The organism is Ureibacillus endophyticus (genome assembly GCF_024159215.1).
In the GTDB taxonomy this organism is placed as follows: Bacteria; Bacillota; Bacilli; order Bacillales_A; family Planococcaceae; genus Ureibacillus; species Ureibacillus endophyticus.
Map to the genome: position 1 here is coordinate 111,535 of NZ_JAMYWW010000002.1, position 26,077 is coordinate 137,611.

At 36.5% G+C, this 26,077-nt stretch carries 25 protein-coding genes and 1 other annotated feature; of the genes, 14 read left to right on the top strand and 11 right to left on the bottom strand.

Annotated elements, in window-relative coordinates; genetic code table 11:
• Positions 1 to 4: 4 nt before the first annotated feature.
• Positions 5 to 481, top strand: a complete 477-nt coding sequence (locus NKR20_RS18890; protein WP_253428436.1) for a VOC family protein — start codon at positions 5 to 7, stop codon at positions 479 to 481.
• A gap of 33 nt (positions 482 to 514) precedes the next feature.
• On the opposite strand, the gene NKR20_RS18895 is transcribed toward NKR20_RS18890, so the two are convergent.
• Positions 515 to 2,155 (bottom strand): sigma-54 interaction domain-containing protein, encoded by a 1,641-nt coding sequence (locus NKR20_RS18895; protein ID WP_253428438.1) that lies wholly within the window; start codon positions 2,153 to 2,155, stop codon positions 515 to 517.
• Between the two features lie 162 nt (positions 2,156 to 2,317).
• Between NKR20_RS18895 and NKR20_RS18900 the strand changes: the two genes are divergently transcribed.
• From NKR20_RS18900 to NKR20_RS18940, 9 genes are all read left to right on the top strand, one after another.
• On the top strand, positions 2,318 to 3,325 hold the full coding sequence (locus NKR20_RS18900) for a thiamine pyrophosphate-dependent dehydrogenase E1 component subunit alpha (RefSeq protein ID WP_419095302.1): 1,008 nt from the start codon (positions 2,318 to 2,320) through the stop codon (positions 3,323 to 3,325).
• Between the two features lie 15 nt (positions 3,326 to 3,340).
• Positions 3,341 to 4,321, top strand: a complete 981-nt coding sequence (locus tag NKR20_RS18905) for an alpha-ketoacid dehydrogenase subunit beta (protein WP_253428439.1) — start codon at positions 3,341 to 3,343, stop codon at positions 4,319 to 4,321.
• A gap of 13 nt (positions 4,322 to 4,334) precedes the next feature.
• Positions 4,335 to 5,621 carry a dihydrolipoamide acetyltransferase family protein gene (locus NKR20_RS18910; protein ID WP_253428440.1) on the top strand — a complete coding sequence of 429 codons (1,287 nt, stop codon included), beginning with the start codon at positions 4,335 to 4,337 and terminating at the stop codon, positions 5,619 to 5,621.
• A gap of 14 nt (positions 5,622 to 5,635) precedes the next feature.
• Positions 5,636 to 7,012, top strand: coding sequence for a dihydrolipoyl dehydrogenase (gene lpdA / locus NKR20_RS18915; protein ID WP_253428441.1), 1,377 nt, complete (start codon positions 5,636 to 5,638; stop codon positions 7,010 to 7,012).
• A gap of 1 nt (position 7,013) precedes the next feature.
• Positions 7,014 to 7,760, top strand: coding sequence for an SDR family NAD(P)-dependent oxidoreductase (locus NKR20_RS18920; RefSeq protein WP_253428442.1), 747 nt, complete (start codon positions 7,014 to 7,016; stop codon positions 7,758 to 7,760).
• Complete coding sequence (locus tag NKR20_RS18925) at positions 7,757 to 9,178, top strand: aldehyde dehydrogenase family protein (protein WP_253428443.1); 1,422 nt, start codon at positions 7,757 to 7,759, stop codon at positions 9,176 to 9,178. The genes NKR20_RS18920 and NKR20_RS18925 overlap by 4 nt, the downstream gene beginning before the upstream one ends.
• Before the next feature lie 6 nt (positions 9,179 to 9,184).
• On the top strand, positions 9,185 to 10,000 hold the full coding sequence (gene aroE, locus NKR20_RS18930) for a shikimate dehydrogenase (RefSeq protein ID WP_253428444.1): 816 nt from the start codon (positions 9,185 to 9,187) through the stop codon (positions 9,998 to 10,000).
• 354 nt (positions 10,001 to 10,354) lie between these two features.
• On the top strand, positions 10,355 to 11,563 hold the full coding sequence (locus NKR20_RS18935; RefSeq protein WP_253428445.1) for an MFS transporter: 1,209 nt from the start codon (positions 10,355 to 10,357) through the stop codon (positions 11,561 to 11,563).
• A 26-nt stretch (positions 11,564 to 11,589) separates the two neighbouring features.
• On the top strand, positions 11,590 to 12,444 hold the full coding sequence (locus tag NKR20_RS18940; protein ID WP_253428447.1) for an RCC1 domain-containing protein: 855 nt from the start codon (positions 11,590 to 11,592) through the stop codon (positions 12,442 to 12,444).
• A gap of 45 nt (positions 12,445 to 12,489) precedes the next feature.
• Here the strand turns inward: NKR20_RS18940 and nagZ are convergent, their stop codons facing one another.
• The 3 genes from nagZ to pdxS form a co-directional block, all read right to left on the bottom strand.
• On the bottom strand, positions 12,490 to 14,178 hold the full coding sequence (nagZ, locus tag NKR20_RS18945; RefSeq protein WP_253428449.1) for a beta-N-acetylhexosaminidase: 1,689 nt from the start codon (positions 14,176 to 14,178) through the stop codon (positions 12,490 to 12,492).
• A gap of 174 nt (positions 14,179 to 14,352) precedes the next feature.
• Positions 14,353 to 14,931 carry a pyridoxal 5'-phosphate synthase glutaminase subunit PdxT gene (pdxT, locus tag NKR20_RS18950; protein WP_253428451.1) on the bottom strand — a complete coding sequence of 193 codons (579 nt, stop codon included), beginning with the start codon at positions 14,929 to 14,931 and terminating at the stop codon, positions 14,353 to 14,355.
• Position 14,932: 1 nt separating this feature from the next.
• Positions 14,933 to 15,817 (bottom strand): pyridoxal 5'-phosphate synthase lyase subunit PdxS, encoded by an 885-nt coding sequence (gene pdxS, locus NKR20_RS18955; protein WP_253428453.1) that lies wholly within the window; start codon positions 15,815 to 15,817, stop codon positions 14,933 to 14,935.
• 369 nt (positions 15,818 to 16,186) lie between these two features.
• Between pdxS and NKR20_RS18960 the strand changes: the two genes are divergently transcribed.
• Both NKR20_RS18960 and NKR20_RS18965 read left to right on the top strand, forming a co-directional pair.
• The gene (locus tag NKR20_RS18960) at positions 16,187 to 16,693 is read left to right on the top strand and encodes an RNA polymerase sigma factor (RefSeq protein ID WP_253428455.1); all 507 of its coding nucleotides are present in this window, start codon (positions 16,187 to 16,189) and stop codon (positions 16,691 to 16,693) included.
• Positions 16,686 to 17,627: an anti sigma factor C-terminal domain-containing protein gene (locus NKR20_RS18965; protein WP_253428457.1), complete on the top strand. Its 942-nt coding sequence runs from the start codon at positions 16,686 to 16,688 to the stop codon at positions 17,625 to 17,627. Before NKR20_RS18960 ends, NKR20_RS18965 begins: the two co-directional genes overlap by 8 nt.
• 213 nt (positions 17,628 to 17,840) lie before the next feature.
• Here NKR20_RS18965 and NKR20_RS18970 read toward each other — a convergent pair whose 3' ends face one another.
• The 5 genes from NKR20_RS18970 to NKR20_RS18990 all read right to left on the bottom strand — a co-directional run bounded on the left by NKR20_RS18970 (position 17,841) and on the right by NKR20_RS18990 (position 21,373).
• The gene (locus NKR20_RS18970; RefSeq protein WP_253428459.1) at positions 17,841 to 18,320 is read right to left on the bottom strand and encodes a GNAT family N-acetyltransferase; all 480 of its coding nucleotides are present in this window, start codon (positions 18,318 to 18,320) and stop codon (positions 17,841 to 17,843) included.
• A 15-nt stretch (positions 18,321 to 18,335) separates the two neighbouring features.
• Positions 18,336 to 19,634, bottom strand: a complete 1,299-nt coding sequence (locus NKR20_RS18975; protein ID WP_253428461.1) for an NAD(P)-binding domain-containing protein — start codon at positions 19,632 to 19,634, stop codon at positions 18,336 to 18,338.
• Positions 19,635 to 19,842: 208 nt separating this feature from the next.
• Positions 19,843 to 20,259, bottom strand: coding sequence for an arsenate reductase (thioredoxin) (gene arsC, locus NKR20_RS18980; protein WP_253428463.1), 417 nt, complete (start codon positions 20,257 to 20,259; stop codon positions 19,843 to 19,845).
• Positions 20,260 to 20,333: 74 nt separating this feature from the next.
• Positions 20,334 to 20,636 (bottom strand): ArsR/SmtB family transcription factor, encoded by a 303-nt coding sequence (locus tag NKR20_RS18985; RefSeq protein ID WP_253428465.1) that lies wholly within the window; start codon positions 20,634 to 20,636, stop codon positions 20,334 to 20,336.
• A 176-nt stretch (positions 20,637 to 20,812) separates the two neighbouring features.
• Complete coding sequence (locus tag NKR20_RS18990; protein WP_253428467.1) at positions 20,813 to 21,373, bottom strand: TetR/AcrR family transcriptional regulator; 561 nt, start codon at positions 21,371 to 21,373, stop codon at positions 20,813 to 20,815.
• A 154-nt stretch (positions 21,374 to 21,527) separates the two neighbouring features.
• On the opposite strand from NKR20_RS18990, the gene NKR20_RS18995 reads away from it, so the two are divergent.
• Complete coding sequence (locus NKR20_RS18995) at positions 21,528 to 22,448, top strand: DsbA family protein (protein WP_253428469.1); 921 nt, start codon at positions 21,528 to 21,530, stop codon at positions 22,446 to 22,448.
• Between the two features lie 72 nt (positions 22,449 to 22,520).
• On the opposite strand, the gene NKR20_RS19000 is transcribed toward NKR20_RS18995, so the two are convergent.
• Positions 22,521 to 22,865: a hypothetical protein gene (locus tag NKR20_RS19000; RefSeq protein WP_253428471.1), complete on the bottom strand. Its 345-nt coding sequence runs from the start codon at positions 22,863 to 22,865 to the stop codon at positions 22,521 to 22,523.
• The gene (locus NKR20_RS19005) at positions 22,840 to 23,643 is read right to left on the bottom strand and encodes a ParA family protein (RefSeq protein ID WP_253428473.1); all 804 of its coding nucleotides are present in this window, start codon (positions 23,641 to 23,643) and stop codon (positions 22,840 to 22,842) included. The genes NKR20_RS19000 and NKR20_RS19005 overlap by 26 nt, the downstream gene beginning before the upstream one ends.
• Positions 23,644 to 24,168: 525 nt before the next feature.
• Positions 24,169 to 24,407: a binding site (T-box leader), on the top strand.
• A 56-nt stretch (positions 24,408 to 24,463) separates the two neighbouring features.
• On the opposite strand from NKR20_RS19005, the gene NKR20_RS19010 reads away from it, so the two are divergent.
• Positions 24,464 to 26,053, top strand: a complete 1,590-nt coding sequence (locus tag NKR20_RS19010; RefSeq protein ID WP_253428474.1) for a 2-isopropylmalate synthase — start codon at positions 24,464 to 24,466, stop codon at positions 26,051 to 26,053.
• Positions 26,054 to 26,077: the final 24 nt, after the last annotated feature.

Genomic DNA, 26,077 nt, shown 5'->3' on the forward strand with positions numbered 1-26,077 from the left:
GGAGATGAATCAGTTGATAATTGGACACTGGCATACTGCATTTACAGTAAGCGATATCGAAAAATCGGTTAAATTTTATACAGAGCTTTTAAACTTTGAGATAATTCATAGACAACGGCAATCTAATGAATATACACGTAAATTTGTTGGCTATGAAGATGCTGATTTAGAGGCAGTCATGTTAAAAATTAAGGGCGATTCCTTAGTTGGTGTTTCTGGCCATTTATTAGAACTTAACCAATATTATAGCCCGAAAAGCGAAAAACTTGATGTTCAAACCAAAAATATCGGTGCAGCTCACTTAGCACTTGTAACAGATGATATCCATACGACATATACATTTTTAAAAGAACATGGTGTTATTTTTAAATCGAGCCCCGTTTCGATTCAAGAAGGTCGAAATAAAGGCGGTTACACATGTTACTTTTTAGATCCCGACAATATTACATTAGAACTTTTCCAACCCCCTATTCATAAATAAAGGCAGAAGCATCCAGTCGCTTCTGCCTCTTTTTTATTTCGATTTTTCCGTACTCTCGATATTATACTTTTGCAATTTTCTTACTAACGTCGATTGATCAATTTTTAAAGCGATTGCAGCTTTACGAATACTTGGGTAATTTTTGATCACATTCCGTATTAGTTCTTCTTCAAAGAACTCAACTTGTTCTTTTAACGAACTTTGTACATTTGACACTGCCTTTGTATTACTCACCAATTGGATATTACTCATATTGAGCTCTTTATGTAAGTCTTCCATTGTAACAACCGAACCTCTGCTCATTAATACAACTCGTTCCACTATGTTTTGTAGTTCCCTTACATTTCCCGGCCAATTATAATTAACAAACTGATCTAATACCTCTTGAGAAAAGCTTTTATTTAAACCGTATTTGACATTTAAACCATGGATGAAGTGGTAAATTAAGGGGATAATATCATCTTTACGATTTTCCAAAGGCGGAATTTCAATGGGAACAATATTTAGGCGATAATATAAATCCTCTCTAAATGTACCGTTTTCAATCATTTCTAGTAAATTTTTATTCGTTGCAGCGACTACCCGAACATCTACTTGAATTGACTTTTTACCACCAATCCGCACAACTTCCCTTTCTTGTAAAATACGTAGTAATTTTACTTGTAATTGAAGAGGCATTTCCCCGATTTCATCTAAAAAAATTGTTCCTTTATCAGCTACTTCAAATAGACCAGCTTTTCCACTTTTATGAGCACCTGTAAAGGAGCCAGACTCATATCCAAATAATTCAGATTCTAATAAAGATTCTGGTATTGCACCACAATTAATTTTAATTAGTGGGCCATCTTTTCGAATGCTATAACGATGAATTAAATCTAATATCTTTTCCTTTCCTACCCCTGAAGGACCTTGGATAAGTACGCCCGAGTCGATTTGCGCAATTCTTAGTGCCCTATCCAACACCTCTTTCATTTGAGAAGAATGGGCAATGATAGAGTATTTAGGATCCTTATTTTGTTTTAACTGGTGTAACTCTTCACTAATTTTTTTATTTTCAACTTCTAATTCGTGAATTTCGGTCTCAAGCTTACTTAATTGCGTTAAATCACGAACATTATTAACGATTTTAATAATTTCCCCTTGTTTATTCGTGATCGGCACAGCAGTCACTAAAACATTCCTACCCGTTTCAATCTTCTGACTTATCGTAACAGAGCGCTTTTCTTCAATTGCTTTTAAAGAAGCTGAAATGTCGATTACACCGATATCCACTAACTCCTGTAGACTTTTGCCTATACAAAATTTCGTTGAAAGCCCTGTAATTCGTTCATACGCAGGATTTTGATACAAGATGATACCTTCCGCATCTGCAATTACGATTCCATCAAACGATGAATTAATTACATCTTCTAGTTCTTCTTTAAATTCTTCTTTCAAACTGTTATCAATCGGCAGAATAAAAATCGTATAATAGTTCGGACGTTCTTGTGAAAAAATTACATTTACCTCGATTGATGCATTTATGTAACAAAAATAATAATACCCCTGTGTTATGTGATTCTTTATTTCTTCAAGTAAGTCTTCATATTCTTCAGCAATATGATTACATCGTGTCAATTCCTTATCCTTGTCCCACTCTACAACTCCTAGTATCTTCACTTGGTTGACAAACATTGTATCCCCCCTTATCAAAATGATGTAATTAAACATCATTAATTAGAATAATACATCATTTTTTTAGCTAAAACGTGAAAATATTGCATTTTTTAATAAATAAAAGTTGGCATGCTTTTTGCTTTTTAATATACTGAATAGATTTTTAAGGAGGTATAGGGTATGTCAAATCAATTAAAAGGTGTATCAAACCAATTAATCAAAGAATTAAATTTAAATAAAAATGATCTTACAAAAATGTTGTATGATATGATTCTTATTCGAAAATTTGAAGAAAACTTAAAGCAATTATATCAACAAGGGAAAATTCACGGAACAATGCATCTTTGCATCGGTCAAGAAGCAACAGCAGTTGGTGCATGTTTCCCACTAACGAAAGAAGACAAAATTACAAGTACACATCGTGGCCACGGTCACAGTATTGCAAAAGGAACAGACGTTAATAAAATGGTCGCTGAACTTTTAGGAAAAGTGACAGGCTACTGTAAAGGAAAAGGCGGCTCCATGCATATTGCCGATATGGAAGTCGGAAACTTAGGCGCAAACGGGATTGTGGCAGCTGGTTTACCACTAGGCACAGGTGCAGCGTTAACATCCCAAATGAAAAAGTTGGGCTATGTGGTCCTTTGTTTCTTTGGAGATGGCGCTACAAATGAAGGCGCATTCCATGAATCTCTAAATCTAGCATCCGTTTGGAATTTACCAATTGTATTCTTCTGTGAAAACAATCTTTACGGTATGTCTGGATCAATTAAAGAAATGACCAATATTGAATCCATTGCTATTCGTGGAACTAGTTATGGCATTCCAAGTGAAACGATTGATGGGAACGATATTTTAGAAGTTATTAAAGCCACGACTGCAGCTGTAGAGCGTGCGCGAAGCAACAATGGTCCAACTCTAATTGAGGCAAACACATATCGTTGGGAAGGTCATTCTAGAAGTGATGCACGTAAATATCGTACTCGTGAAGAAGAAAAAGAATGGAAAAAATCAAACGATCCAATTGAACGATTTAAAACTGTTTTATTTGAAAATGGAATTATTACAGAAGATGAGTTTGTGGAGTTGAATGATAAAGCAATCAAACAAATTCAAGACGCTGTGGTATTTGCGGAAAACAGCGAAAGTCCAAGTTTAGATTCATTAATGACGGATATTTATGTCTAGAAAGGAAGAAAGCAAATGAGAGAAATCAGTTATTCAGAAGCAATCAGAGAATCTATGTCGCAAATGATGCGTGAAGATGAAGACATATACATTTTAGGAGAAGATATCGGCGTTTATGGCGGAGCATTTGGTGTTACGAGTGGGATGATCGATGAATTTGGCCCTGAACGCGTTCGTATTACCCCAATTTCAGAAGCAGCAATTAGTGGCTGTGCGGTAGGTTCTGCCATGACAGGAATGCGCCCAATTTTAGAAATCCAGTTTTCTGATTTCGTTGTTATCGCGATGGACAACATCGTCAATCAAGCGGCGAAAATGCGTTATATGTTTGGTGGGAAAGCAAAAGTACCAATGGTCGTTCGTTTACCGAGTGGATCGGGTGCTGGCTTTGCGGCGCAACATTCTCAAAGTTTAGAAGCCTGGATGACCCATATTCCTGGATTAAAAGTAGTTCAACCGTCAAACGCTTATGATGCAAAAGGTTTATTGGCTGCAGCGATTAAAGACGATAATCCAGTGATGTTTTATGAACACAAAATGCTTTATAACGTAAAAAGCGAAGTACCAGAAGAGCTATACGAAATTCCATTAGGTGTTGCAGATATTAAACGTGAAGGAAAAGATGTCACAATCATCGCGACAGGATTAATGGTAAACAAAGCCCTTGAAGCAGCAGAAAACTTAGAAGCTGAAGGGATTGATGTGGAAGTTATTGATCCACGTACATTAGTGCCACTCGACGAAAAAACAATCTTAGAATCTGTTAAAAAGACCGGTAGAGTGCTGGTAGTTTACGAAGCTGTAAAACGAAATGGATTTGGATCTGAAATCGTAAGTCTAATCGCAGAAAGTGATGCTTTTGATTATTTAGATGCCCCCATTTTACGTCTAGGCGGCGCAGAAGCACCAATTCCTTATAACCCGGAACTTGAGAAAGCGGCAATTCCTCAAGTACACGATATTTACCAAAAATGTTTAGAACTCTTAAATCGATGAGAGGTGAAGAATAATGGCGACAGAAGTATTGATGCCGAAGCTAGGCGCAACGATGGAAGAAGGAACCATTGTTAGTTGGATCGCAAATGAAGGCGATTTAATCGAAGAGGGTGACCCAATTGCGGAAATTCAAACAGACAAAATTGTCCTTGAAGTAGAAGCAGAAACAACAGGTTATTTATTAAAAACCTTATTCGAACCTGGGACAACCGTTAATGTACACGAGGTAATCGCTTACATAGGTGATGCAGACGAACCGATCGAAACTTCTGCTACATTAGTGAGCGAAACTTCAGCACCACCAGTAGTACTTGAAGATGGCGTAAAGCCTAGAAAAACACCTGCTGCAAATAAACTAGCAAGAGAAAATAATATTCCTCTTTCCTCTATTAATGGAACAGGACCAAACAATCGAATACAACTTAAGGATGTAGAGGACTATTTAAAACAACAATCATCTTCTATTACACCGTTAGCGAAGAAAATGGCAGTAGATTTACAAGTATCACCGAATGAAATCACTGGCACAGGGCACAATGGTAAAATCACAAAACAAGATGTGCTCGCTTCTACTAAAGCACCAACGATTGTAAAAGAAGAAGCAAAACCGAACGTGACAAAAACACCTTTAAAAGGTATGCGAAAAGTCATAGCTGAACGAATGGCAGAAAGCTATTATACTGCCCCACACGTAACGTTAAGTGTAGAGATCAATATGTCTGAATGTGTGGCTTTACGTAAACAGTTAATTCCAATCATTGAAAAAGAAACAGGTCATCGCCTTTCTTATAACGACTTAATGATTAAAGCAGTTGCTCATACATTATCGAAAAATAAATCGTTAAACATCTCCTTACAAAAGGATGAAATTTATCAATACGAAGACGTGAATGTTGGATTTGCGGTCGCTTTAGACGAAGGATTAGTTGTGCCAGTGATTAAGAATGCCGACAAAATTGGGCTATCTGGCATAGTGAATTCTAGTAAACAATTAGTCTCGAACATTAAGAATGGCAAATTACATCCAGAGTATTTCGAACAGGGTACATTTACGATTAGTAACTTAGGAATGTATGCAGTGGATACTTTTAACCCAATTATTAATCAACCACAATCAGCAATTTTAGGCGTTGGTCGAATTGTTGAGAAACCGGTTGTGAAAAATGGCGAAATTGCGATTGATCCAACGATGCAACTGTCTCTATCTTTTGACCATCGCATCATTGACGGCGCACCAGCTGCACAGTTCTTAACGGATTTAAAAGATTACCTCGAGAATCCTATGAAAATGTTAGTTTAAAGGGGTGAAGATTGATGACTTATGATGTAACCATTATCGGTGGTGGACCAGGCGGCTATGTGGCTGCATTACGGGCTGCTGGTGAAGGTCTAAAAGTTGCACTGATTGAGGCAGATCATTTAGGGGGGACATGCCTAAACAAAGGCTGTATCCCTTCTAAAACCTATTTAAAAAACGCAGAACTCCTTGAAGACATGAAACATAGTGAATCAAGAGGGATTTTCGCAAAAAATGTGGAGTTATCGCTAGAAGGTTTAGTCGGTTTTAAAAACAACGTACTGAACAATTTAAGAGGCGGAATCAGCTCCTTACTTAAGGCAAAAAAAGTGGACGTATTCAATGGATTCGGGACGATTAAAACCCCTACTGAAGTCGAAATCCAACAAGCTGATTCCGTAAATTCCATCTCAACAAAACATATCATTGTGGCAACGGGCAGTAAACCTTCTATCCCGAAAATCGAAGGGTTAGAAAATGTTCCCTATCACACAACTGATACGATTTTTGAACTAACAGAAATCCCCTCTTCCCTTGTGATTGTGGGCGGTGGTGTAATTGGCGTAGAATTGGCCAATGCATTTAATAGTTTCGGCTCAAATGTAACGATTGTGGAATATAGTGACCGGATTATCCCAATGGAAGATTCAGAAGCTTCAAATTTATTACAGAAACATTTGAAGAAAAGCGGGATTAAGATTTTAACGAACGCTTTACTGAAAAAAGTAGAAAACAATGGTGCAACAACCTCTTTAACAATCGAGGAAAATGGCGCCAAACAACTAGTGCTAGAAACGGATCAGTTACTAGTAGCAGTAGGGAGAACACCAAATCTATCTGCTACACAAAACGTAAATCTCCAACAAAATGGCCCGTTTTTAAAAGTAAACGACTATTTACAAACAAATATCGAAAGTATTTATGCGATTGGCGATGTGATTGGTGGCTATCAACTTGCCCATGTGGCGAGTGCAGAAGGCTTAAATTGTATTGAAAACATACTGAATAAGCAAAAAAAGATGGACTATAGCATCATCCCTCGTTGTATTTATACTAATTTACAGATTGCAAGTGTCGGCTATTCGGAACAAGACTTAAAAAACCAAAACATCGATTACAACGTGTTTAAATATTCATTCCAAGGAATCGGAAAAGCCCAAACATTAGGAAAGACAGATGGATTTGTCAAACTGTTTACGGATCCAAAATACGGTGAAATTTTAGGAATATGTATGATTGGCCCGAATGTAACCGAATTAATTAGCCAAGGTTCTGCATTTATGCACCTTGAAGGAACTACCTTTGAAATGGCAGAAATGATTCAACCCCACCCTTCTCTATCCGAGATTTATATGGAAGTGGCGAATTTAAGTATTGGAAAAGGGGTGCATTAACATGAGCCAACATTTATTCGATTTACAAAATCAAAACATGATTATTACAGGTGGCGCTCAAGGGATTGGATTTGAGTTCGTTAAAGCATTTAAAGAATCTGGCGCAAACATTGTCGTCCTCGATATTTCCGACAAAGTGGAGAATCTTCAAGAGCTAAACGTTGATTACATTCAATGTGACTTAATGGAAATCGAAAAAATCGAAGCAACATTCCAAAAAGCGAAAGATATGCTAAATGGAAGATTAGATATTTTAATCAACTGTGCAGGAATTATTAAGCGTAGTCCCGCAGTAGATGTTCCGTTAGATACATGGCAGAGAATCTTTAGCTTAAACGTAACTTCCTTATTTGAATTAAGTCGATTAGCTGCCGGAGTAATGAAAGAACAAGGTCGAGGGAAAATCATTAATTTAAGCTCGATTGTATCAGTTATTGGAGCTTATAATTCATCACCTTATTCTGCAAGTAAAGGCGCTGTTTTGCAATTAACAAAGTCCTTATCAAACGAATGGGCATCGTACGGTATCCAAGTAAATGCTATCGCGCCAGGATACATTTTAACCGATATGAATACCGACATTTTAAACAATCCAACGCGAAAAGCAGAATTCGAAAAGCGCATCCCTGCGAATCGATGGGGAAATCCTCAAGATATTGTAGGTACAGCACTATTTCTAGCAAGTCCTGCGTCAGATTATGTGACAGGCGTATTAATTCCAGTAGATGGAGGGGTATTATCGCGATGAAAAAAAACCTATACATTAACGGCATTTGGGAAGATGGAGAAAACTATAGCGAATTAAAATCTCCATATTCTCGAGAAGTCATTGCAGAAATTGCTCAAGCAACAACAGAACAAGTAAACAAAGCAGTTGATTCAGCTCAAGAAGCATTCAGTACAATGAAAAATCTCTCTTCTTTTGAACGATCCACAATTTTAGATCAGTTAGTGAACCTATTAATTACAAACAAAGACAAAGCTGCAGAAATTATTTCTTTAGAATCAGCAAAACCTTTAAAGTTTGCGATAGGTGAAGTGGACCGAACAATTGAAACATATAAATTTGCGGCTGAAGAAGCGAAACGCATTTCGGGTGAAGTGCTACCTATTGATGCGGCTAAAAATGGCTTTAATAAAATTGGCTTTACGATCCATGAACCAATTGGCGTGATTGCGGCGATTACACCGTTTAACTTCCCAATGAACTTAGTGGCACATAAAGTGGGCCCGGCGATTGCGGCTGGAAACACAATCGTATTAAAACCAGCATCTCAAACACCACTATCTGCTATCTTTTTAGCTGAATTACTTGCTCAAACAGATCTGCCAAAAGGGGCATTTAACTTAGTTACTGGTAGCGGAAGAGTGGTTGGGGATGCATTAGTTGAAAATGAAAAAGTTAAAATGGTGACATTCACTGGGAGTCCTGAAGTTGGGAAAAACATTAAAACGAAAGCGGGCCTTAAACGTGTATCACTAGAGCTTGGGTCAAATGCAGGACTCATTATCGATAAAGATGTTAATGTGGATTCAATTATTGATAAATGTGTAAATGCGGCTTTCTCCAATCAAGGACAAGTTTGTATTTCACTACAACGCATTTACGTTCACGAACAAATTATCGAAGAGTTTACTCAGAAGTTTAAAGAAAGAACGGACCAACTCGTTTTAGGTAATCCGCTTGATATGAACACAGATATTTCTGCACTAATTAGTGAAAACGATTTATCTCGTGCAAAAACTTGGATTGATGAAGCGATTTCTGAAGGCGCGTCTTTAACAACAGGTGGTACCATTGAAAATCAAGTTTTAAGACCAACAATTCTATCAAATGTTGGCAACACGTCAAAAGTATCTTGCCAAGAAGCGTTTGCGCCAGTTGTAACGGTTAACAAAATTTCAAGTGTTGATGAAGCCATCCAGCAAATCAATGATTCTATTTTTGGATTACAAGCGGGTATCTTCACAAACAACATCACCCATGCCTATCAAGCAATTAAACAGTTAGAAGTCGGTGGTGTCATCATAAACGATGTACCAACATTCCGAGTAGATCACATGCCTTATGGTGGCGTAAAAGAAAGTGGAAACTGCCGTGAAGGGATTAAGTACGCAATTGAAGAAATGACAGAACTTAAGCTTGTTGTTTGGAATCATAATTAAAAGTAGGTGAATAACATTAGTATCTATGGTATTTTAGGTAACCCTTTAGATCATTCATTATCACCAATATTGCAAAACGAAACGTATAAAAAGAATTCAATAGATGTAGAGTTTCAGAAATTCCAAGTCAAAGAAGAACAGTTCGAACAAGAAATGTTAAAGTTAAAAACTCAAAATGTAAAAGGTTTAATTATTACAATACCGTATAAAGAAAAAATTCTTCCTTACCTTGATGAATTAGATATCACGGCTAAAAATACTGGCGTAGTAAATATCGTTCATCGCATCAATGGCAAACTTGTTGGATTTAACTTTGATGGGAAGGCATGGTTATCCGGTTTACTTCAACATTTTAATTTGCAAAACCTCGATAACAAAAATGTTCTTATTATCGGATTTGGTGGAGCTTCAAAATCTATTTATTTCGAGCTATTACAGTTTAATAATTTAAAGATTGATATCGCGAACAGATCAATTGAAAAAGTAAAAAATAGCGTTCAAACATACAACCAAATTTTCACCTTAAAAGAAGCAGAAAAAAGAATTGCAGAATACGATTTAGTCATTCAAACAACACCTATTGGAATGTGGCCAAATATAGACGAATCCCCCATCTATTTTTCTAAGGTCAAACCTGGTGCAATTTTCTCAGATATCATCTATAACCCAACTCAAACAGCTTTTTTAAAAAATGCAGCCCATTTAGGTGGTCAAATCCAAAATGGATTAAGCATGCTTGTTCAGCAAAACCATAAAGTCATAGAAATGTGGTTTGAAAAGAAAGTTAACTACGAAGATATGCAAAATTTGATTAAAATTTAGAATTATCCTTCACTCCCCCAAAGTGAAGAATATAATCTAAAAATATTTTCAACTCGTTTTCCGATTATTAACATAAAAACTACCCTATTAAGATATAAGAAATTCCCATCGCAAAAGTAAATTTACTACTTTTGCGATATCTTTTTTTGTAATAGTGAAGAGGTATATCTATATGTAATCATCGGATGTAATAACTCCTCTATACTTTACCGAATTATAATGTTCCATTGGCTTGTTTCTATTAGATAAAGAGAATCAGAAAATGAACTCCTGACCTTTTCTATTTTCAATATCTCTTTAATAATTGATTTTCTCATTTTAAAACACCTTTATGATGAAAAGGAAGGGAATTTTATGGAAGAAAGTAATACAAAAATATGGACCGGTCCATTTTTTGTGGCCCTTACTAATAACTTCTTTTTATTTATTGTTTATTATGCATTACTAACAATCTTACCTATCTATATTCTTAAAGACTTAAACGGTACAGAAGGACAAGCAGGATTAGCAATGACCATTTTTATGTTATCAGCTATTATTGTAAGACCTTTTTCAGGCAGAATTATTGAGATGTTTGGAAAACGAAACACACTTCTTATTTCCGAGCTACTTTTCTGTCTATCGTCCATATTATATATTTTTATTGATTCTCTCACTTTGTTACTTTCCCTTCGATTTTTCCATGGTATTTGGTTTAGCATTGTCACAACGGTTCTAATTACTGTTGTAAATGATATTATTCCAGATAGTCGCAAAGGTGCCGGACTTGGCTATTTTGCATTGTCTATGAATTTAGCGGTTGTATTTGGTCCACTTATTGCATTATCGATATTTCAAATGTATTCGTATAAAATTTTAATCATCAGTTTGGCAACTGTTATTATCATTGGCTATCTATCTGCTTTTACATTGAAAGTTTCAGAATTTCACCCACAAACCTCAACTGCGAAATGGAACCGTCTTACTTGGCAAGATCTCTTTGAAAAAAAGGTTATTCCGTCTGGGATTGTAGGGTTTCTGACAGCTTTTGCTTATGCAAGCATTATGTCTTTTATTTCTGTTTATGCAGAAACAAGAGGTATATTTGAATATGTAAGTTTATTCTTTATAGCCTTTTCAATCGCAATGGTGGTAGTTCGCCCATTTACTGGGAAAATGTATGATACAAAGGGTCCTAATTCCGTTGTTTACCCTTCTTTTCTCTTATATGCTGCCGGATTAATTCTATTAAGTAACATGCACACTGTTTCCACCTTATTAATAGCAGGTATTCTCATTGGTATCGGTTACGGTTCTGTTGTACCTTGTTTACAAGCATTAGCCATTCAATCAGCACAAAAACATCGAAGTGGCCATGCAACGTCAACTTTTTTCACAATATTCGATTCAGGTATTGCAATAGGTGCCTTTGTGTTAGGGATTATTTCTGCAAATTGGAATTACTCAGCGTTATATATTATATGTGGTGTTATCATCATCATAAATATTCCAATTTATTGGAAAATAATAGGGAGAAAGAAAAATGCTCAATATAATGAATCAATCTGTAATCAACAAGATTAGATATTTGCTTGAAGGTAGGAGGAACCATGATATCCATACACAAAAATAATCTAGCAGCAGGCATTCGGCATACGGTTGCCATTACATCAGACGGTTCGGTTGTCGCTGTTGGTGATAATAAAGTTGGACAATGTGATGTGGAAAATTGGCGGGATATTGTGGCGGTCGCTGCCGGGAATGTGCATATGGCGACAAACACAGGAAATGCTCATACAGTTGGGCTGAAAAAAGACGGTACTGTGATGGCTGTTGGTTGGAATAAGCATCACCAATGCGATGTAAACGATTGGCAAGATATTATATCAGTCGCAGCTGGTTGGGGTCGTACTATTGGGCTGAAATCGGATGGAACAGTCGTAGCTGTTGGCAGGAATAACGAAGGTCAATGCAATGTTAACGGTTGGCATGATATTGTGGCAATTTCTTCTGGTGATTGGCATACAGTCGGGCTGAAATCAGATGGTACGGCGGTTGTTACTGGTAATAATCGATATGGTCAATGCCAGATTAACGACTGGAACAATCTTGTGGCAATCGCAGCAGGTTATCTTCATACTGTTGGTTTGAAATCAGATGGAACCCTTGTAGCTGTCGGTTCAAATAAACATAACCAACTTGATATCAGCAAGTGGTATGATGTTGTGGCGATTGCAGTAGGTAGTGATCATACAGTCGGACTTAAAACGGATGGAACAGTGATATCTGTTGGTTCAAATAATCATGGTCAGTGTAATGTACATGATTGGTGCGATATTATTGCGATTACAGCAGGTTGTGCCCATACAGTTGGTTTAAAATCCAAAGGCACGGTCGTTGCTGTTGGTAATAATCATTATGGTCAATGTGAAGTAAGCAATTGGCAAGGCATCCACACAAATTAAAAAGTAGTGTTGTGAGTATGACGATAAAATCATACCCACACACTACTACTGGTAATACGTATTGAGAAGAGTTGTGATTTCCTGATTCAGTGCATTCACATTCACATTCACATTCTCCACCTTCGCATGCTCAATGTCGTATTTCTTTTTAAGCAACATAATCCGTTCGACACTTTCATTTAATCTTTCCTGTGAAATGTCTCCACTCTCAATTGCAGCTTTTAATGAAGTAATCACTTTTTCCACATTAGAATAACCGTGCCCAACTAAAATGATGTCGCTTCCGGCCTTTACGGATTCAACTGCAGCGTTACCAATATCATAATGATTGATAATGGCACCCATTGTCATATCGTCCGTTATGATAACGCCTGAGAATCCAAGTTGCTTTCTTAATATATCAGTCATCACCGCTTGAGACATCGTGGCTGGATGATTTTTATCCAATTGTGGCAATAAAATATGTGCAACCATCACCACATCAGCTCCTTCATTAATTGCCTGTTTAAAGGGAATTAACTCTAACGCCTCAAGTTCTTCCAAGCTTTTATCGACAATTGGGAGCTCAAGATGGGAATCCACCGATGTATCTCCATGCCCTGGAAAATGTTTGATTGTCGGAATAACGTTTTGTGATTGAAGGCCTTTCATCGTTTGAATCCCAAGGTTACTTACGATTTCCGCATTGTTCCCAAAAGAGCGATCCCCGATAACTGGGTTTTTCGAATTACTGTTAATATCAAGAACTGGAGCAAAATTAAGATTTAACCCAAATGCTTTTAATTCTTCGCCTAATAGAGTTCCGATTTTATAGGAAAATTCAGGGTTATTTACATTGCCAATTTGTTTATTGGAAGGAATATTCACTAGTCCCCCTGGTAATCTTGTTACCCGTCCTCCTTCTTGGTCCGTGCTTAAGAAAAGAGGTAAATTCGTCTGATTTTCTTCCTTTATTTGATTCACCAGTTGTACGGTTTGTTCTGGTGATTGGAAGTTATCTTGGTAAAAAATGATTCCCCCAACACGATGTTGGCTAATTAAATTCTTCGTTTCGGTATTCATTGTTGTACCGGAAATCCCCGCAAGAATCATTTGCCCAATCTTTTCTTCTACACTCATAACTTCAACGAGGGATTGAATGACAGCTTTATCGTCAACTTGAGTATAAAGGGAGATATGGTCAACTTTTGAATCTGGTTCTTGCTCGGTTGCTTTCGGTAAAACCCATAATAATTCAGTGCTAGTGTTTATGTCGTAAGCCAGTATTATTTGATCATGGGTTTCATCTTGATAATAACGAACGTCATCTGGCTCTCCAGCAACGTTTTTAATATCAGCTAAAGAAATCGTTTGCAGGTTCGCATCATAAGACCGGATATCATTTACAACATTTCCGGCATAACCAATGGTAGTCAGTTGATTTTGGTATTCCTCATACCTCGCCTTTTCCGTTTCCGCAATCTGCTCTGTTGTTCCCCACGCTTCTGTTACTTCCATCCATTTCGTCTTCCCCGCAACAAAGGGAATGTTCGGTACTTTCCCTTCCTTAGATAAAGTAAAAGTTTCCTCAACTAACTTCTCCGTAGCAGAAAGTTGAGGCTTTTCTTGCTTTTTATCAGATTGTACGGGTTTTCCATCGTTCATTGCATAAACAACACCAATAACTAAGGCTAAAATGACAAGTGGAACTGTAATTAAAAGAAGTTTTTTCTGAGAAGTTGATTGTTTCGCCATGTCAAGTTCCCCTTTCATCGAGTTTGAACTTACTTTATTGTTTCCTCTATTATACAGACGTAAAACAATGAATTTCGTTACGTTCAACTCTCGATGATTGGTTTACGTTTTTACTGAACGAGTTAAATGTAATATTACTATGTAATACGATTACGTAATACTGAACAGTAACACTCATTTGGAATACTCGTCAATCATATCAACAAAATATTGCAAAATTGTAGTATCTTTCGTTAATTCAGGGTGGAAGGAACATCCTAAGAAGTGACGGTCACGTGCTAAAACGATTCGCTCTTGGTACGTTGAAAGTACTTCTACATCTTCGCCAACAGAAATAATATGTGGCGCGCGAATAAAAACGGCTGGGACAGTTTTTTCTAACTTCGAAATGGTTAATTCGCATTCAAAGCTATCCACTTGTCGACCAAAGGAATTACGCTGAACCACCACATTCATGACTCCTAGATGTGGACTTTCATACCCAACAATCTCCCCGGCAAGTAAAATAAGTCCTGCACAAGTCCCAAACATCGGTAACCCTTGCTTTGCTAAACGTTGGATAGGCTCGAGTAAGTAAAAACGATCTAATAATTTACGGATTGTTGTACTTTCTCCTCCAGGTAGGATGAGTCCATTAATTCCGATTAAATCATTTGCCTCCTTTACAACAACTGCTTCGCAACCAACCAATTCAATTTGATCCATGTGCTCTCGTACCGCACCTTGTAATGCCAGAACGCCGATTTTTTTCATCTTACCAACCTCGCTCTTGCATCCGTTCTACAGCTGGAAGTGTTGCAATATCAATCCCTGTCATTGGCGTACCCAATTCTTTTGATATTTCAGCGATTAATTTATAGTCCTTATAGTGAGTTGTTGCTTCTACAATCGCACGAGCAAATTTTTCAGGATTTTCAGATTTAAAAATACCTGAACCAACAAATACGCCATCTGCTCCAAGCTCCATCATTAATGCAGCATCAGCTGGTGTTGCCACGCCTCCTGCAGCGAAATTAACAACCGGTAAACGGCCTAATCTCTTAATCTCGACTAATAATTCGTAAGGTGCTCCTAACACTTTTGCCTCTGTCATTAATTCATCTGTATTCATCCCAACAACTCTGCGTACTTGAGCATTCACTTTTCGAATATGACGAACCGCTTCTACAATATTTCCTGTACCTGGTTCACCTTTTGTTCGAAGCATCGATGCCCCTTCCCCAATTCGGCGAGCTGCTTCACCTAAATCACGACAACCACATACAAACGGAACTGTATAATCACTCTTTAATAAATGGAACTCTTCATCAGCTGGTGTTAATACTTCACTTTCATCAATATAATCTATGCCCATTGCTTCTAACACGCGAGCCTCCACAATATGGCCAATACGTGCTTTCGCCATTACAGGAATCGATACGGCATTCATCACTTCTTCTACAATTCGAGGATCTGCCATGCGAGCTACGCCACCCGCTTTACGAATATCTGAAGGTACTCGTTCTAATGCCATTACTGCTACAGCCCCAGCTGCTTCTGCTATTTTTGCCTGTTCTGCATTTACTACGTCCATAATGACGCCGCCTTTTTGCATTTCTGCCATCCCACGTTTTACAAGTTCTGTCCCTAACTGTTTCATAAAATCTACCTCCTCTGTAATAGTTCCTAGTATATTGAAAGTTGACTTTATTAAAAGAGTCAATTTTACAAAAATGAATGTGGTCAGTTAGTTAATGTTTGTCGCAAAAGTGGAAACTTGAAAAGTAGAAATTTGTTTTTTCTACTTTTGCGAAGTAGAAGTGTTGAAGGAATGGATCACTAATATGTAATACTAAATTGTAATATTTAAATGTAATACTCTTACGTAATACTGAATTGTAATACTTATATAAAAGGTTATTCTCTAAGTAGGAGGAGCTTTTTTATTTTCAAAATTTTTTTCTTATTTGCTGTAAACTTTTTAGAGGCAAAGGACTCTTTATTTATGAGACGTTAGAAAGGAGGAGCTATGGATTCAAAGCTTTTGTTGGAAATCTACAATAAACAAGCACGGATGATTTATTTTTATTTGAAGAAAAATGGCTGTAGCCATGAAGATGCAGAAGATATTGTTCAAGAAAGTTATACAAAATTCATCGCGTATAGTAGCGGTGTTTCTTCAGATAAAGCTCTTGCATACATATTTACCATTTCGATGAATGAGTTTAAAAAACTGTTAAAGAAAAAAGGCCAAGAACAAGCTCTTTTAATTGATGACGAACGCTTCTGGAGTAACTTTGCAAATGACGAAGATACAGAACTTAGTGTATTAAACATCGAAATGAATCAAGAAATCGCTTCGACTTTATACAAAATTCAAGAAATTTATAAGCAGCTTTTACTCTTAAAATATGAACTTGAACTTAGTTATAAAGAAATTGCCCTTTTACTTGGAATGAAGGAAGAAACGGTTCGAACGTATTTATTTCGAGCAAGAAAAGAGTTTCAAAAGAAATGGAGTGATCTTCATGAATGAATTTCCGGATGATATTTTTGATGAGAAGAAGATAAAAAAGGCCATAAAACGAGGAAAATTAAAAACGCTTATCACCATTACCTTAGTATCTTTAGTAGTTTTTGTGGTATTGAGTTTTGCTAACTTTGCCATAACGACTCATTATAGCGAAAAGGCCTTTAAAGAATGGGATGCCTTTGTCCGTCTTAGCACACCGAATGGCTATATTAGTGAAACGGTAGATTCAACAGGCTTACTTGGAGGAACAAGCACATATAAAATTTCAAAGGACTTTAAAATAAAATCCATCGTTGTCGAGCAAAAACAATATTCATTCGGTCTTCTTCCATCTGTTTTACTTTCAAGAGGTTCAGGTGGTGGCATTGGTATTACAGGAGAGGATTGGCAGTTCTCTTATAAAGAAAATGGCTGGCGAGAAATGTTGTTTTTCCATCCAGATGTTCAATATAAAAAATATAAAAATGATGAAGAACTGATTGAAAATATGCAAGGAGACAAAATATACGAAGTCGCCCTTTCCTTCGATAAGCCATACAAACAAAGTGATCTCCCCTTGTTTAAGCTTCCAGAAATGACGTGGTTTTGGCTAAACACTTATAACCAAGACCAATTAAACACATTCCAACAAGAAGCAAAAGAATACGATTGGTCATCAACATTTATCAGGGAACATCAAGCATTAGGCTTTTCTATCAATTCACCCTATTTATCCAACACAAATATGGATTTTGAGTATGAAAACTTCCTAGAATTATTGAATACGAGCTTTTCTGAAGAACATCAACAAGCATTCAACAAGTTGAATGATAGAAAGTTCGAGGATGTAGAGATTTTAGGGGTAGTCGTTTATGGAACAAAAGATGAAGTATTAGAAATCATGAAAAACCCAATCATTAAAGCTTCTTCCCTTGGAGGCGTTATTGACAATTATTAAGCCATGACGAAATTTCGTCATGGCTTTTCATTTTTCTTAAAATTGTAGCTTTAAAATAAAATTTGAACAATATCACCTAATAAGAAGCATCCATTTTAAAAATGATGAATCAAAATCGATGTTTCTTTATTTTTTAGTTATAAGTTTGTTCAATTTGTTTCTCCATAAACGTGCCAGATTGTTAAATAACTTTTTTGTTTTAACCTTGTATCGTTAATCCAAAATTAAATGTTGGTCCATTAAAACCGTGTTCATCCATTGATCGTTTTTTCTAGCAATACCTTTACGTACACCGACTACATGAAATCCTACTTTTTTATGTAGTTGTATACTTGCAGTATTAACTTCAAATATAGAAGCTTGCAACATCCAATAACCCAAGAGTTTTGCTTGCTCAATTAGATGTTGGAGTAGTTGTGTGCCAACCCCTTTGCCTTTAGCATGAGGGTGTATATAAATGCTTACTTCACCGACGCCTTTATAAACTTCCCTTGATGACACAGGAGTAACAGATACCCATCCTAAAATGTTTTTATTTTCTTCGAACACATATCTAAGTTTTGGGTGAAATTTTTTATCCCATTCATCTACAGATGGTGCCATTGTTTCAAATGTCGCAATTCCTGTGTCAATCCCTAATTGATAGATTGTCAGTACGTCAGGTATATCTTCCTTTTCTAAAAAACGAATCACCGAAAAAGCCCCCTTCTATTGACAGCATCCATCAATACCAGTATGACAAACGCCTGTCTCTGGTAGTGATAATTTTACATCAAGAGCGGCCGCTGTATCGCCAGCAAGATATGCAACGATTGAACGTACTTGCTCATAACCAGTCGCCATTAAGAAAGTTGGAGCACGTCCGTATGACTTCGAGCCAACGATGTAAAAGTTCGTTTCTGGTTGTCGTAATTCTTTTTCGCCATGTGCTGGCACACTTCCACAACTATGGAAGTTTGGATCAATTAATGAAGCGATTGTAGAAACAGCTTCTGTCGAAGGATCAACCTCGTATCGTAATTCACTATGGAATGAAAAATCTGGACGATTGCCTGTGTTGACAATTAGTTCATCAAAAGGACCAATTTTTTGGTCTGTACCTTTAAGAATTAAGCCTTCTTCTTTCTCTAAAATAGATTGGATATAAAAAGGTGTTTCTACATTAATCGTTTTATCCAAAAGGATTTGTTTCATTTTTAATCCAAGCTCACCACGTGCTGCTAGTTCATCGGCAGTACCACCGCCTAAAGCATCTTCTACACGTTTTTTCCGTAGAATCCATGTAATTCCAGTTTGTGGGTAAACTTCCTTTAATTCTACTAATTGAAGTAGTGTATTAATGGCTGAATGACCTCCACCTACAACAGCAATTCGTTTGTTTGCATAGCGTGAAGAATTAGCAGACACATTAGGAATTTGATAATTGATTTTTTGTGCTGCTGCTTGTTCATTCGGTAACCAAACACCATGACTAACAGCTGGATTCGGATTTCCCCATGTACCTGTTGCATCAATAATAGCGCTAGCTTTATAGGTTTTTGTTGCTTGCCCGTTTTTAGTGAATAATAAGAAAGGCTTGTTTACTCGATTTGTAGATTTCATTTTATCAGTATCTAATTTTGTAATTGCAATAACTTCTTCATTCATACGTAGTTGCTCTTTAAACAACTCACTGAGTGGAAGTAAATAGTCTTCTCGTAATGCTTTTCCTGTAGGAATATCGTTTTTGTTTGGCATCTTCCAACCAGCATTTTCTAACAACTGTTTAGCAGCACTGTCTATATTAAATTCCCAAGGTGAAAATAGCTGAACATGTTCCCAAGAAGCAACATTTGCAGCTACTTCATTTTTTTCTAATATGATAAATGGCAAATTGTAAGATTTTAAATGTGCAGCAGCCGCTAACCCAATTGGACCTGCACCAATGATTACGACTGGATATTTTGGTTCGCAACACCCTGAATTAGGTGTGCAACAAGATGAATTTGTTAAGATATTAAACTCCATTATTATTCCTCATCTCTTATAATTATTTGAAGCGCTTGTTTAAAATTAGAAAGCGTAATAGGACCAAGTGAAGATAAATCATTTTGAAAAAAGTGTTGGGCCATGTATTTCTCAAGATTTTTAACTGAAGTGATGTTAGCTTTTAAAACGAGTTGCATATAAGAAGTAAAAAATTCGACCGATTTAACTCCAGATTTGTGTATTCTCATCAGTTTTGCTCTCTAGCGAACAACCGTATTCGTGCTTCAATCGCATCACGAACTGTTTGAAATACAAGCCATCTTTCTTCTTCTGTTCCACTTGCTTTTGCAGGGTCAGCAAATCCCCAATGTTCACGTTTTACATGTGGTGGTGTTACTGGGCATTTGTCAGCTGCATCACCGCACAGTGTCACAACAAGTGTTGAGTTGTTTAATATATCTTGGTCAATGATATCTGAAGTTTGTTGAGAAATATCTATACCTTTTTCAGCCATGGCTTTTACAGCGTTCGGGTTTAATCCATGTGCTTCAATACCTGCACTTTTGATATTCCAATCTGGTAGATACTTTTTCGCAAACCCTTCAGCCATTTGTGAACGACATGAATTGCCAGTACAAAAAAAATATAACGTTTTCTTTTCCATAAAATAAAACACCTTTCATTAAAAAATAGGCTATCAAATAATGAAAATTAAGAGTGCGATAAAGAGAATACTTGCTAACAAGAACATGTATTTCCTCCACAGCGACACACATCATCAGCTTCTAATTCATTAATAACAGCTTCCACAACCGGAGAAAGTTGGTCTGCAATTCGGTAATATTTCCACGTACCTTCTTTTCTTTCCAAAATAATGCCAGCATCTTTTAATTTTTTTAACTGTTGACTAACAGCAGGCTGTGAAATACCTAGTACTTCAACAAAATCGCAAACGCATACCTCACCGTTTTTCATACATGCTAAGAGTGTAAGACGATTTTTATCTGCCAATGCTTTTAGTTGTTGCTCTAATAAATCCAAAGTGAAACCTCCAACTCTATATATAAGAATTTACTTATATAAAACATACCATCACCAAATATATAAGTAAATACTTATATAATAAAAATAAATTATCACCTTCAACATAGAAGGTGACGATTTTACCCCTATAGATAAATCAATCTTACTTATAAATATCGTAACTTTATTTCAAATCAACAAAAATTCATCCCATTGATCAAATAGGGAATGGCAGATTTTATAAATTCCTCTGGAGATGCCTTCATACCATTTCGTCTCCATTCCACGGAAGCGCCGTAAATGCCCCAACATAGAATCACCGCATGAATCCTTAACCCTTCATCATCGTCAGTTTTATTTTGTTTACACAACATTTTATAAAAAATAATCTTGAGCTGATCCATAATAATTCGCCCAATGGTATCTTCGTAACCTCGATAACATCGCGTCGATAATGACTTTTGAAAATTCGTAATCGCCGTGAAAATACTAACGAACACCTCTTCGGTTAGATTGGCACTCTCGTACAAATCACTATTTAAATTCACTAACAATACTTCTGATAAGACTTTATCCAATAAGTCATAAATATCTTCAAAATGATAATAAAAGGTAGCCCGATTGATCATGGCTTCTGTTGTGATGTCCTTGATCGTAATATCCTTAAATTCTTTCTTACTCGATAATTCGATGAAAGCATCCATAATCAATTTACGAGTTCGTAGTATTCTGGGATCCGTTTTTGTTTCCTTCAACTGTAAAACTCCCTTCTACTTTTCCAACAATATTTGAAATATGTTGGATATCCAACATTTCTAAAAATCTATTGGTATTCTTACATTTCATTATCCATTACACTCGCATTAAGTAGCAAACAGAACACGTTATCGAAAAATGAGAGGTGCGAGTATGATAAACAATAACTTAATCTGTGATTTAGAAACTGGTGTATGTGGTGTTGCGAGTGATAACGAAATGGAGCTAATTGATTTTAATCCACCAAGTAAAAAAGTCGATTTCTATTATGTAACCGATCCAATTTGTTCACATTGCTGGGCAATCGAACCGACGCTTCGCCGCTTTTTAAAGCAATATGGACAGTATCTTAATTTTAAAACTGTCATGGGAGGCTTACTAGAAAAGTGGCATGGTGGTCCAGTTGATCCGTCTAACGGCATTTATGGACCTACGGATGTTGCTGGCCACTGGAGAGAAGTAGGCGCACACTATCGAATGCCGATCGATGGTTCATTGATGATTGACAATCCCATTCAGTCATCATTTCCTCCATCCCGAGTTTATAAAATCATCCAAAAACATCATGGTGAGGAAAAAGCATTCGAGTACTTGCGTCGTTCCAGAGAATACTTATTTGTCTTCAACCAAAATATTGGTGAAGCATCAGTGCTAATAGAAATCGTGAATGCAATGGGCCTAAATGGGGAAGCAATCATAATAGAGGCGAACGAAAAAACGAGTCACGATTTATTAAATGAAGACTTCATGTTAACTCGAAATCTTGGAGCTAGAGGGTTTCCTACAATTATCATGGTGAATGAAGAAAAGAAAGGAGTAAAACTCGTTGGCGGTCGTCCTTTCGAAAATTATCTCGATGGATTAACGCAAGTTCTTGGCGAAAATCCAACGCCAAAACAACTCCCTTCATTATCAGCTTTATTGGAAGAAGAAAAACTCCTTTTCGCGAAAGAAATTGAGGTCATGTATGATGTTGAAAAGTCTAACCTTCAAGCTTTTGTTAAAAATGAATTATCATCAACTGATTACGAAGTGAAGGAGTTTCTGGGGGAATCTTACTTTTCGATAAAATAGATTTTTAACCAAAATCAAGGGACTGTCTTAGTAAAAACAGTCCCTTAATTTTCATTATTCATATTCAAGAAATCACTTCTTCTCCATTTCTTCCAATAACGCCTCGATTGCTTTATTCATAAACATGGTTTTGAAGCCTCTTTTATTTTTAGCGAGCTTGTCCAATCGGTTGGCTAAGTCTTTTCGAAATAAGAAAGTTGTTCGGATATGTGTATCTTCCACTTTTTCCTTATTTGTTTTTTCTGCATACATGCTTAACAAATCTTGCTTTACCCCTTCAATCGTTGGCGTGTCTTGAACCACTTTTTCTTGTGTTTCATTTGATTTCGTCACCACTTCACCCTTTACTGTGTCCTCTTCACCCTTTTCATTGAATCGTTCAAACACATTACTAAGACTTTTGCTTTGTCTTGCCATACTCAAACACCTCTTCCAATAATTCAAAATAAGCTTTCACGATTGGGTTACTTGAAGGAGTCATGGTTGCTGGTTTCCCGTCATAAGCCGTACTGTTCGCAAAACGAATGGAACGTGGAATAATCGTTTCGAACATTTGAAGTTCATTTTCTAAGCAGAAACGTCTTGCCTGCTGTAACATTTCCGAATGAAGGATGGTTCTACTGTCAACCATCATTCCGACAACCCCTAAAATTTCTAAGTTCGGATTTTCTCGATTTTTCAAGTCATTGATAGCACTAATAATTCGAATCAAGCCCTTCACACCAAATGTTTCAGGGACAAACGGAATAATCACCTTATCTGCCGTTGTTAAAACATTTCCAACCACTAAGCCCATACTTGGCGGTGTGTCGATAAAAACATAATCATAGTTGTGCAAAATCCCTTGAATGGATCGCTTTAATAACGTAAACGGTTTGTCGTAATGTTGAATATCTGGAAGAATATCAAACTCTAAGAAATTCATATCTTCGTTCGCTGGAATAATATCAATATAGTCATCTACCGTAACAATCACATTCTCCACATTAGTATGCCCTAGCAGTACATCGTAAATGGTATTCTCAAATTCACTTGGATTAAGGCCAAAAGCAATGGATGAATTCCCTTGTCCATCCGTATCAATAATGAGAATTTTCTTCTTCTCTTTTATAGAGATTGCCCCTGCGAGATTCGAAACAAGGGACGTCTTGCCCACCCCACCCTTATTCATGGCAACTGCATAAACTTCCGTCACACTACTGCACCACCTTTTGAAAAGTTTGCTTATTACTATGTATGTTTCAGTGTTATGTAATAGTACAACGGAATAGCAAAACGTAATAATGAATTGGAATATTCAGATGTAATACTTAAATGTAATACTATTTAGGAATACTTCGATGTAAAACCCAAATGTAATAGTATTTTGGAATACTTAGATGTAATACTCAAACATAATACTGTTTTGGAATACTTAGATGTAATACTCAAACGTAATACTATTTTGGAATACTTAGATGTAATATTCGAATGTAATACTGTTTTGGAATACCTAGATGTATTATTCAAATGTAATACTGTTTTGGAATACTTAGATGTAATATTCAAATGTAATACTGTTTTGGAATACTTAGATGTAATATTCAAATGTAATACTGAATTGAAATACTTAAACATAATACTCTTACAAGCTCAAATCATTGTAAGAAAAAAATAAAAATTCAAATAAATATCTTGACAAGTAAGATATTCTGCATTTATTATTGCAAATAACATTAATTAGTAAGCTTTGAACGGAAATAGTAGAAATCGTAATGTGCTTTCAGAGAGTCGGTGGTTGGTGTGAACCGATAGACATGCATTTTGAACTCGTCCGTGAGCTACTCCCTGAAAATTACAGTAAGGGACGTCGGTTGCCTCCGTTAACAGGCTAGACAGTGATGGCTGTTGAAAAGTGGGCTTAGTAGTAATTGCTATGTCAATTAGAGTGGTACCGCGAGAATCTATCTCGTCTCTATAGAATTTCTATAGAGGCGAGTTTTTTTTATTTTTAAAATTAGAAGGGAGTTTTTTTGATGACAAAGAAAATTTTAGTGTTTGATACAACATTACGTGATGGTGAGCAAGTACCTGGGGCTAAGTTAAACTTATATGAGAAAGTGGAAATTGCACAACAACTAAAAAAGCTTGGTGTAGATATTATCGAAGCTGGATTTCCTGCGTCATCAAATGGCGACTTCGAAGCAGTAAAAGCAGTAGCAAAACGTGTTGGGAACACAAGTGATATTATGATTACCGCATTAGCACGTGCAGTAAAGGCAGATATTGATTCTGTATATCATGCAGTGAAACATGCGGAGAACCCTATGATTCATATGGTATTAGGTACATCTGATATTCACGTTGAAAAGAAATTTAGTAAATCAAAAGATCAAATTTTACAAATTGGGATAGAAGCAGTGAAATATGCAAAAACGTTACTACCTCAAGTACAATATTCAACTGAAGATGCTTCACGATCAGACTTTGAATATTTATGGAAAACAATTGAGGCAGTTATAAAAGCTGGTGCAACGATGATTAACGTACCAGATACCGTGGGATATGCGGAGCCAGAAGAATTTGGAGAGATGATTTACAAGTTAAATGACCGTATGAAAAATTTAGATGATCGCGTCATTTTAAGTGTACACTGCCATAATGATTTAGGCTTAGCTACGGCAAATACATTAGCTGCGATAAAGAACGGCGCAGATAAAGTGGAATGTACAATTAACGGCATTGGCGAGCGTGCAGGGAATGCCTCATTAGAAGAAGTCGTAATGGCATTAAAAACGCGCTCATCGATTTATAATGTCTCAACAAACATTAATACAAAAGAAATTATGAATACATCACGTCTTGTTTCTAGTTTCATGGGACTAGATGTACAAGTAAATAAAGCCATTACAGGAGACAATGCATTTGCGCATTCATCCGGTATCCACCAAGATGGGCTATTAAAATCTCGTGATGCTTATGAAATTGTTCATCCAGAAGATGTAGGGTTGGAAGATATGGAGTTAGTATTAACAGCACGTTCTGGCCGTCACGCAGTGAAAAATGCACTGCAAAAGTTAGCATTCCGTGATTTTACAGAAGAAGAGTTCGAGCAAATTTTTGAAATGTTCCTACAGTTAGCCGATGCAAAAAAAGAAGTCTATGATCATGATTTATACGTCATTGTGGAAGATTACTACGAAAAAGTTGAAAAAAATAACCCAAATCATCAAAACTATCGTAGTCAATTTTATGCACTTGATGATTTACAAGTGATTAGTAACTCAGCATTCCCTTCTGCAAGTGTAAAAATCATCAAAGGCGATGAAATTTTGAAGTCGAGTGCAGTAGGATCTGGACCTATTGATGCATTATATTCAGCCATTGCCAATGTAACCAATATGGATGTAAAGCTTGTTGAGTACAATATTAATTCTGTTTCTCGTGGTAAAGAAGCAATCGGTAAAGTGAAAATTGCCATTGAACATGAAGGAACAAAATATATTGCCAAGGCGGCGGATACTGATATTTTGAAAGCTAGCGCATACGCATACATTAATGCGATTAACAGTATTATTGTCGCTCAGTTAAATGCCTTGAATAATAAAATACCTGAAATTGTGTAGAACTTATTATGTAATACTTAAATA

What these genes read in the sequence shown, in the direction of transcription:
- NKR20_RS18890 (WP_253428436.1), top strand. Translation starts at nt 5, where the DNA reads ATGAATCAGTTGATAATTGGACACTGGCATACTGCATTTACAGTAAGC.
- NKR20_RS18895 (WP_253428438.1), bottom strand. Translation starts at nt 2,155, where the DNA reads ATGTTTGTCAACCAAGTGAAGATACTAGGAGTTGTAGAGTGGGACAAG.
- NKR20_RS18900 (WP_419095302.1), top strand. Translation starts at nt 2,318, where the DNA reads ATGTCAAATCAATTAAAAGGTGTATCAAACCAATTAATCAAAGAATTA.
- NKR20_RS18905 (WP_253428439.1), top strand. Translation starts at nt 3,341, where the DNA reads ATGAGAGAAATCAGTTATTCAGAAGCAATCAGAGAATCTATGTCGCAA.
- NKR20_RS18910 (WP_253428440.1), top strand. Translation starts at nt 4,335, where the DNA reads ATGGCGACAGAAGTATTGATGCCGAAGCTAGGCGCAACGATGGAAGAA.
- lpdA (WP_253428441.1), top strand. Translation starts at nt 5,636, where the DNA reads ATGACTTATGATGTAACCATTATCGGTGGTGGACCAGGCGGCTATGTG.
- NKR20_RS18920 (WP_253428442.1), top strand. Translation starts at nt 7,014, where the DNA reads ATGAGCCAACATTTATTCGATTTACAAAATCAAAACATGATTATTACA.
- NKR20_RS18925 (WP_253428443.1), top strand. Translation starts at nt 7,757, where the DNA reads ATGAAAAAAAACCTATACATTAACGGCATTTGGGAAGATGGAGAAAAC.
- NKR20_RS18935 (WP_253428445.1), top strand. Translation starts at nt 10,355, where the DNA reads ATGGAAGAAAGTAATACAAAAATATGGACCGGTCCATTTTTTGTGGCC.
- NKR20_RS18940 (WP_253428447.1), top strand. Translation starts at nt 11,590, where the DNA reads ATGATATCCATACACAAAAATAATCTAGCAGCAGGCATTCGGCATACG.
- nagZ (WP_253428449.1), bottom strand. Translation starts at nt 14,178, where the DNA reads ATGGCGAAACAATCAACTTCTCAGAAAAAACTTCTTTTAATTACAGTT.
- pdxT (WP_253428451.1), bottom strand. Translation starts at nt 14,931, where the DNA reads ATGAAAAAAATCGGCGTTCTGGCATTACAAGGTGCGGTACGAGAGCAC.
- pdxS (WP_253428453.1), bottom strand. Translation starts at nt 15,817, where the DNA reads ATGAAACAGTTAGGGACAGAACTTGTAAAACGTGGGATGGCAGAAATG.
- NKR20_RS18960 (WP_253428455.1), top strand. Translation starts at nt 16,187, where the DNA reads ATGGATTCAAAGCTTTTGTTGGAAATCTACAATAAACAAGCACGGATG.
- NKR20_RS18965 (WP_253428457.1), top strand. Translation starts at nt 16,686, where the DNA reads ATGAATGAATTTCCGGATGATATTTTTGATGAGAAGAAGATAAAAAAG.
- NKR20_RS18975 (WP_253428461.1), bottom strand. Translation starts at nt 19,634, where the DNA reads ATGGAGTTTAATATCTTAACAAATTCATCTTGTTGCACACCTAATTCA.
- arsC (WP_253428463.1), bottom strand. Translation starts at nt 20,259, where the DNA reads ATGGAAAAGAAAACGTTATATTTTTTTTGTACTGGCAATTCATGTCGT.
- NKR20_RS18995 (WP_253428469.1), top strand. Translation starts at nt 21,528, where the DNA reads ATGATAAACAATAACTTAATCTGTGATTTAGAAACTGGTGTATGTGGT.
- NKR20_RS19000 (WP_253428471.1), bottom strand. Translation starts at nt 22,865, where the DNA reads ATGGCAAGACAAAGCAAAAGTCTTAGTAATGTGTTTGAACGATTCAAT.
- NKR20_RS19010 (WP_253428474.1), top strand. Translation starts at nt 24,464, where the DNA reads ATGACAAAGAAAATTTTAGTGTTTGATACAACATTACGTGATGGTGAG.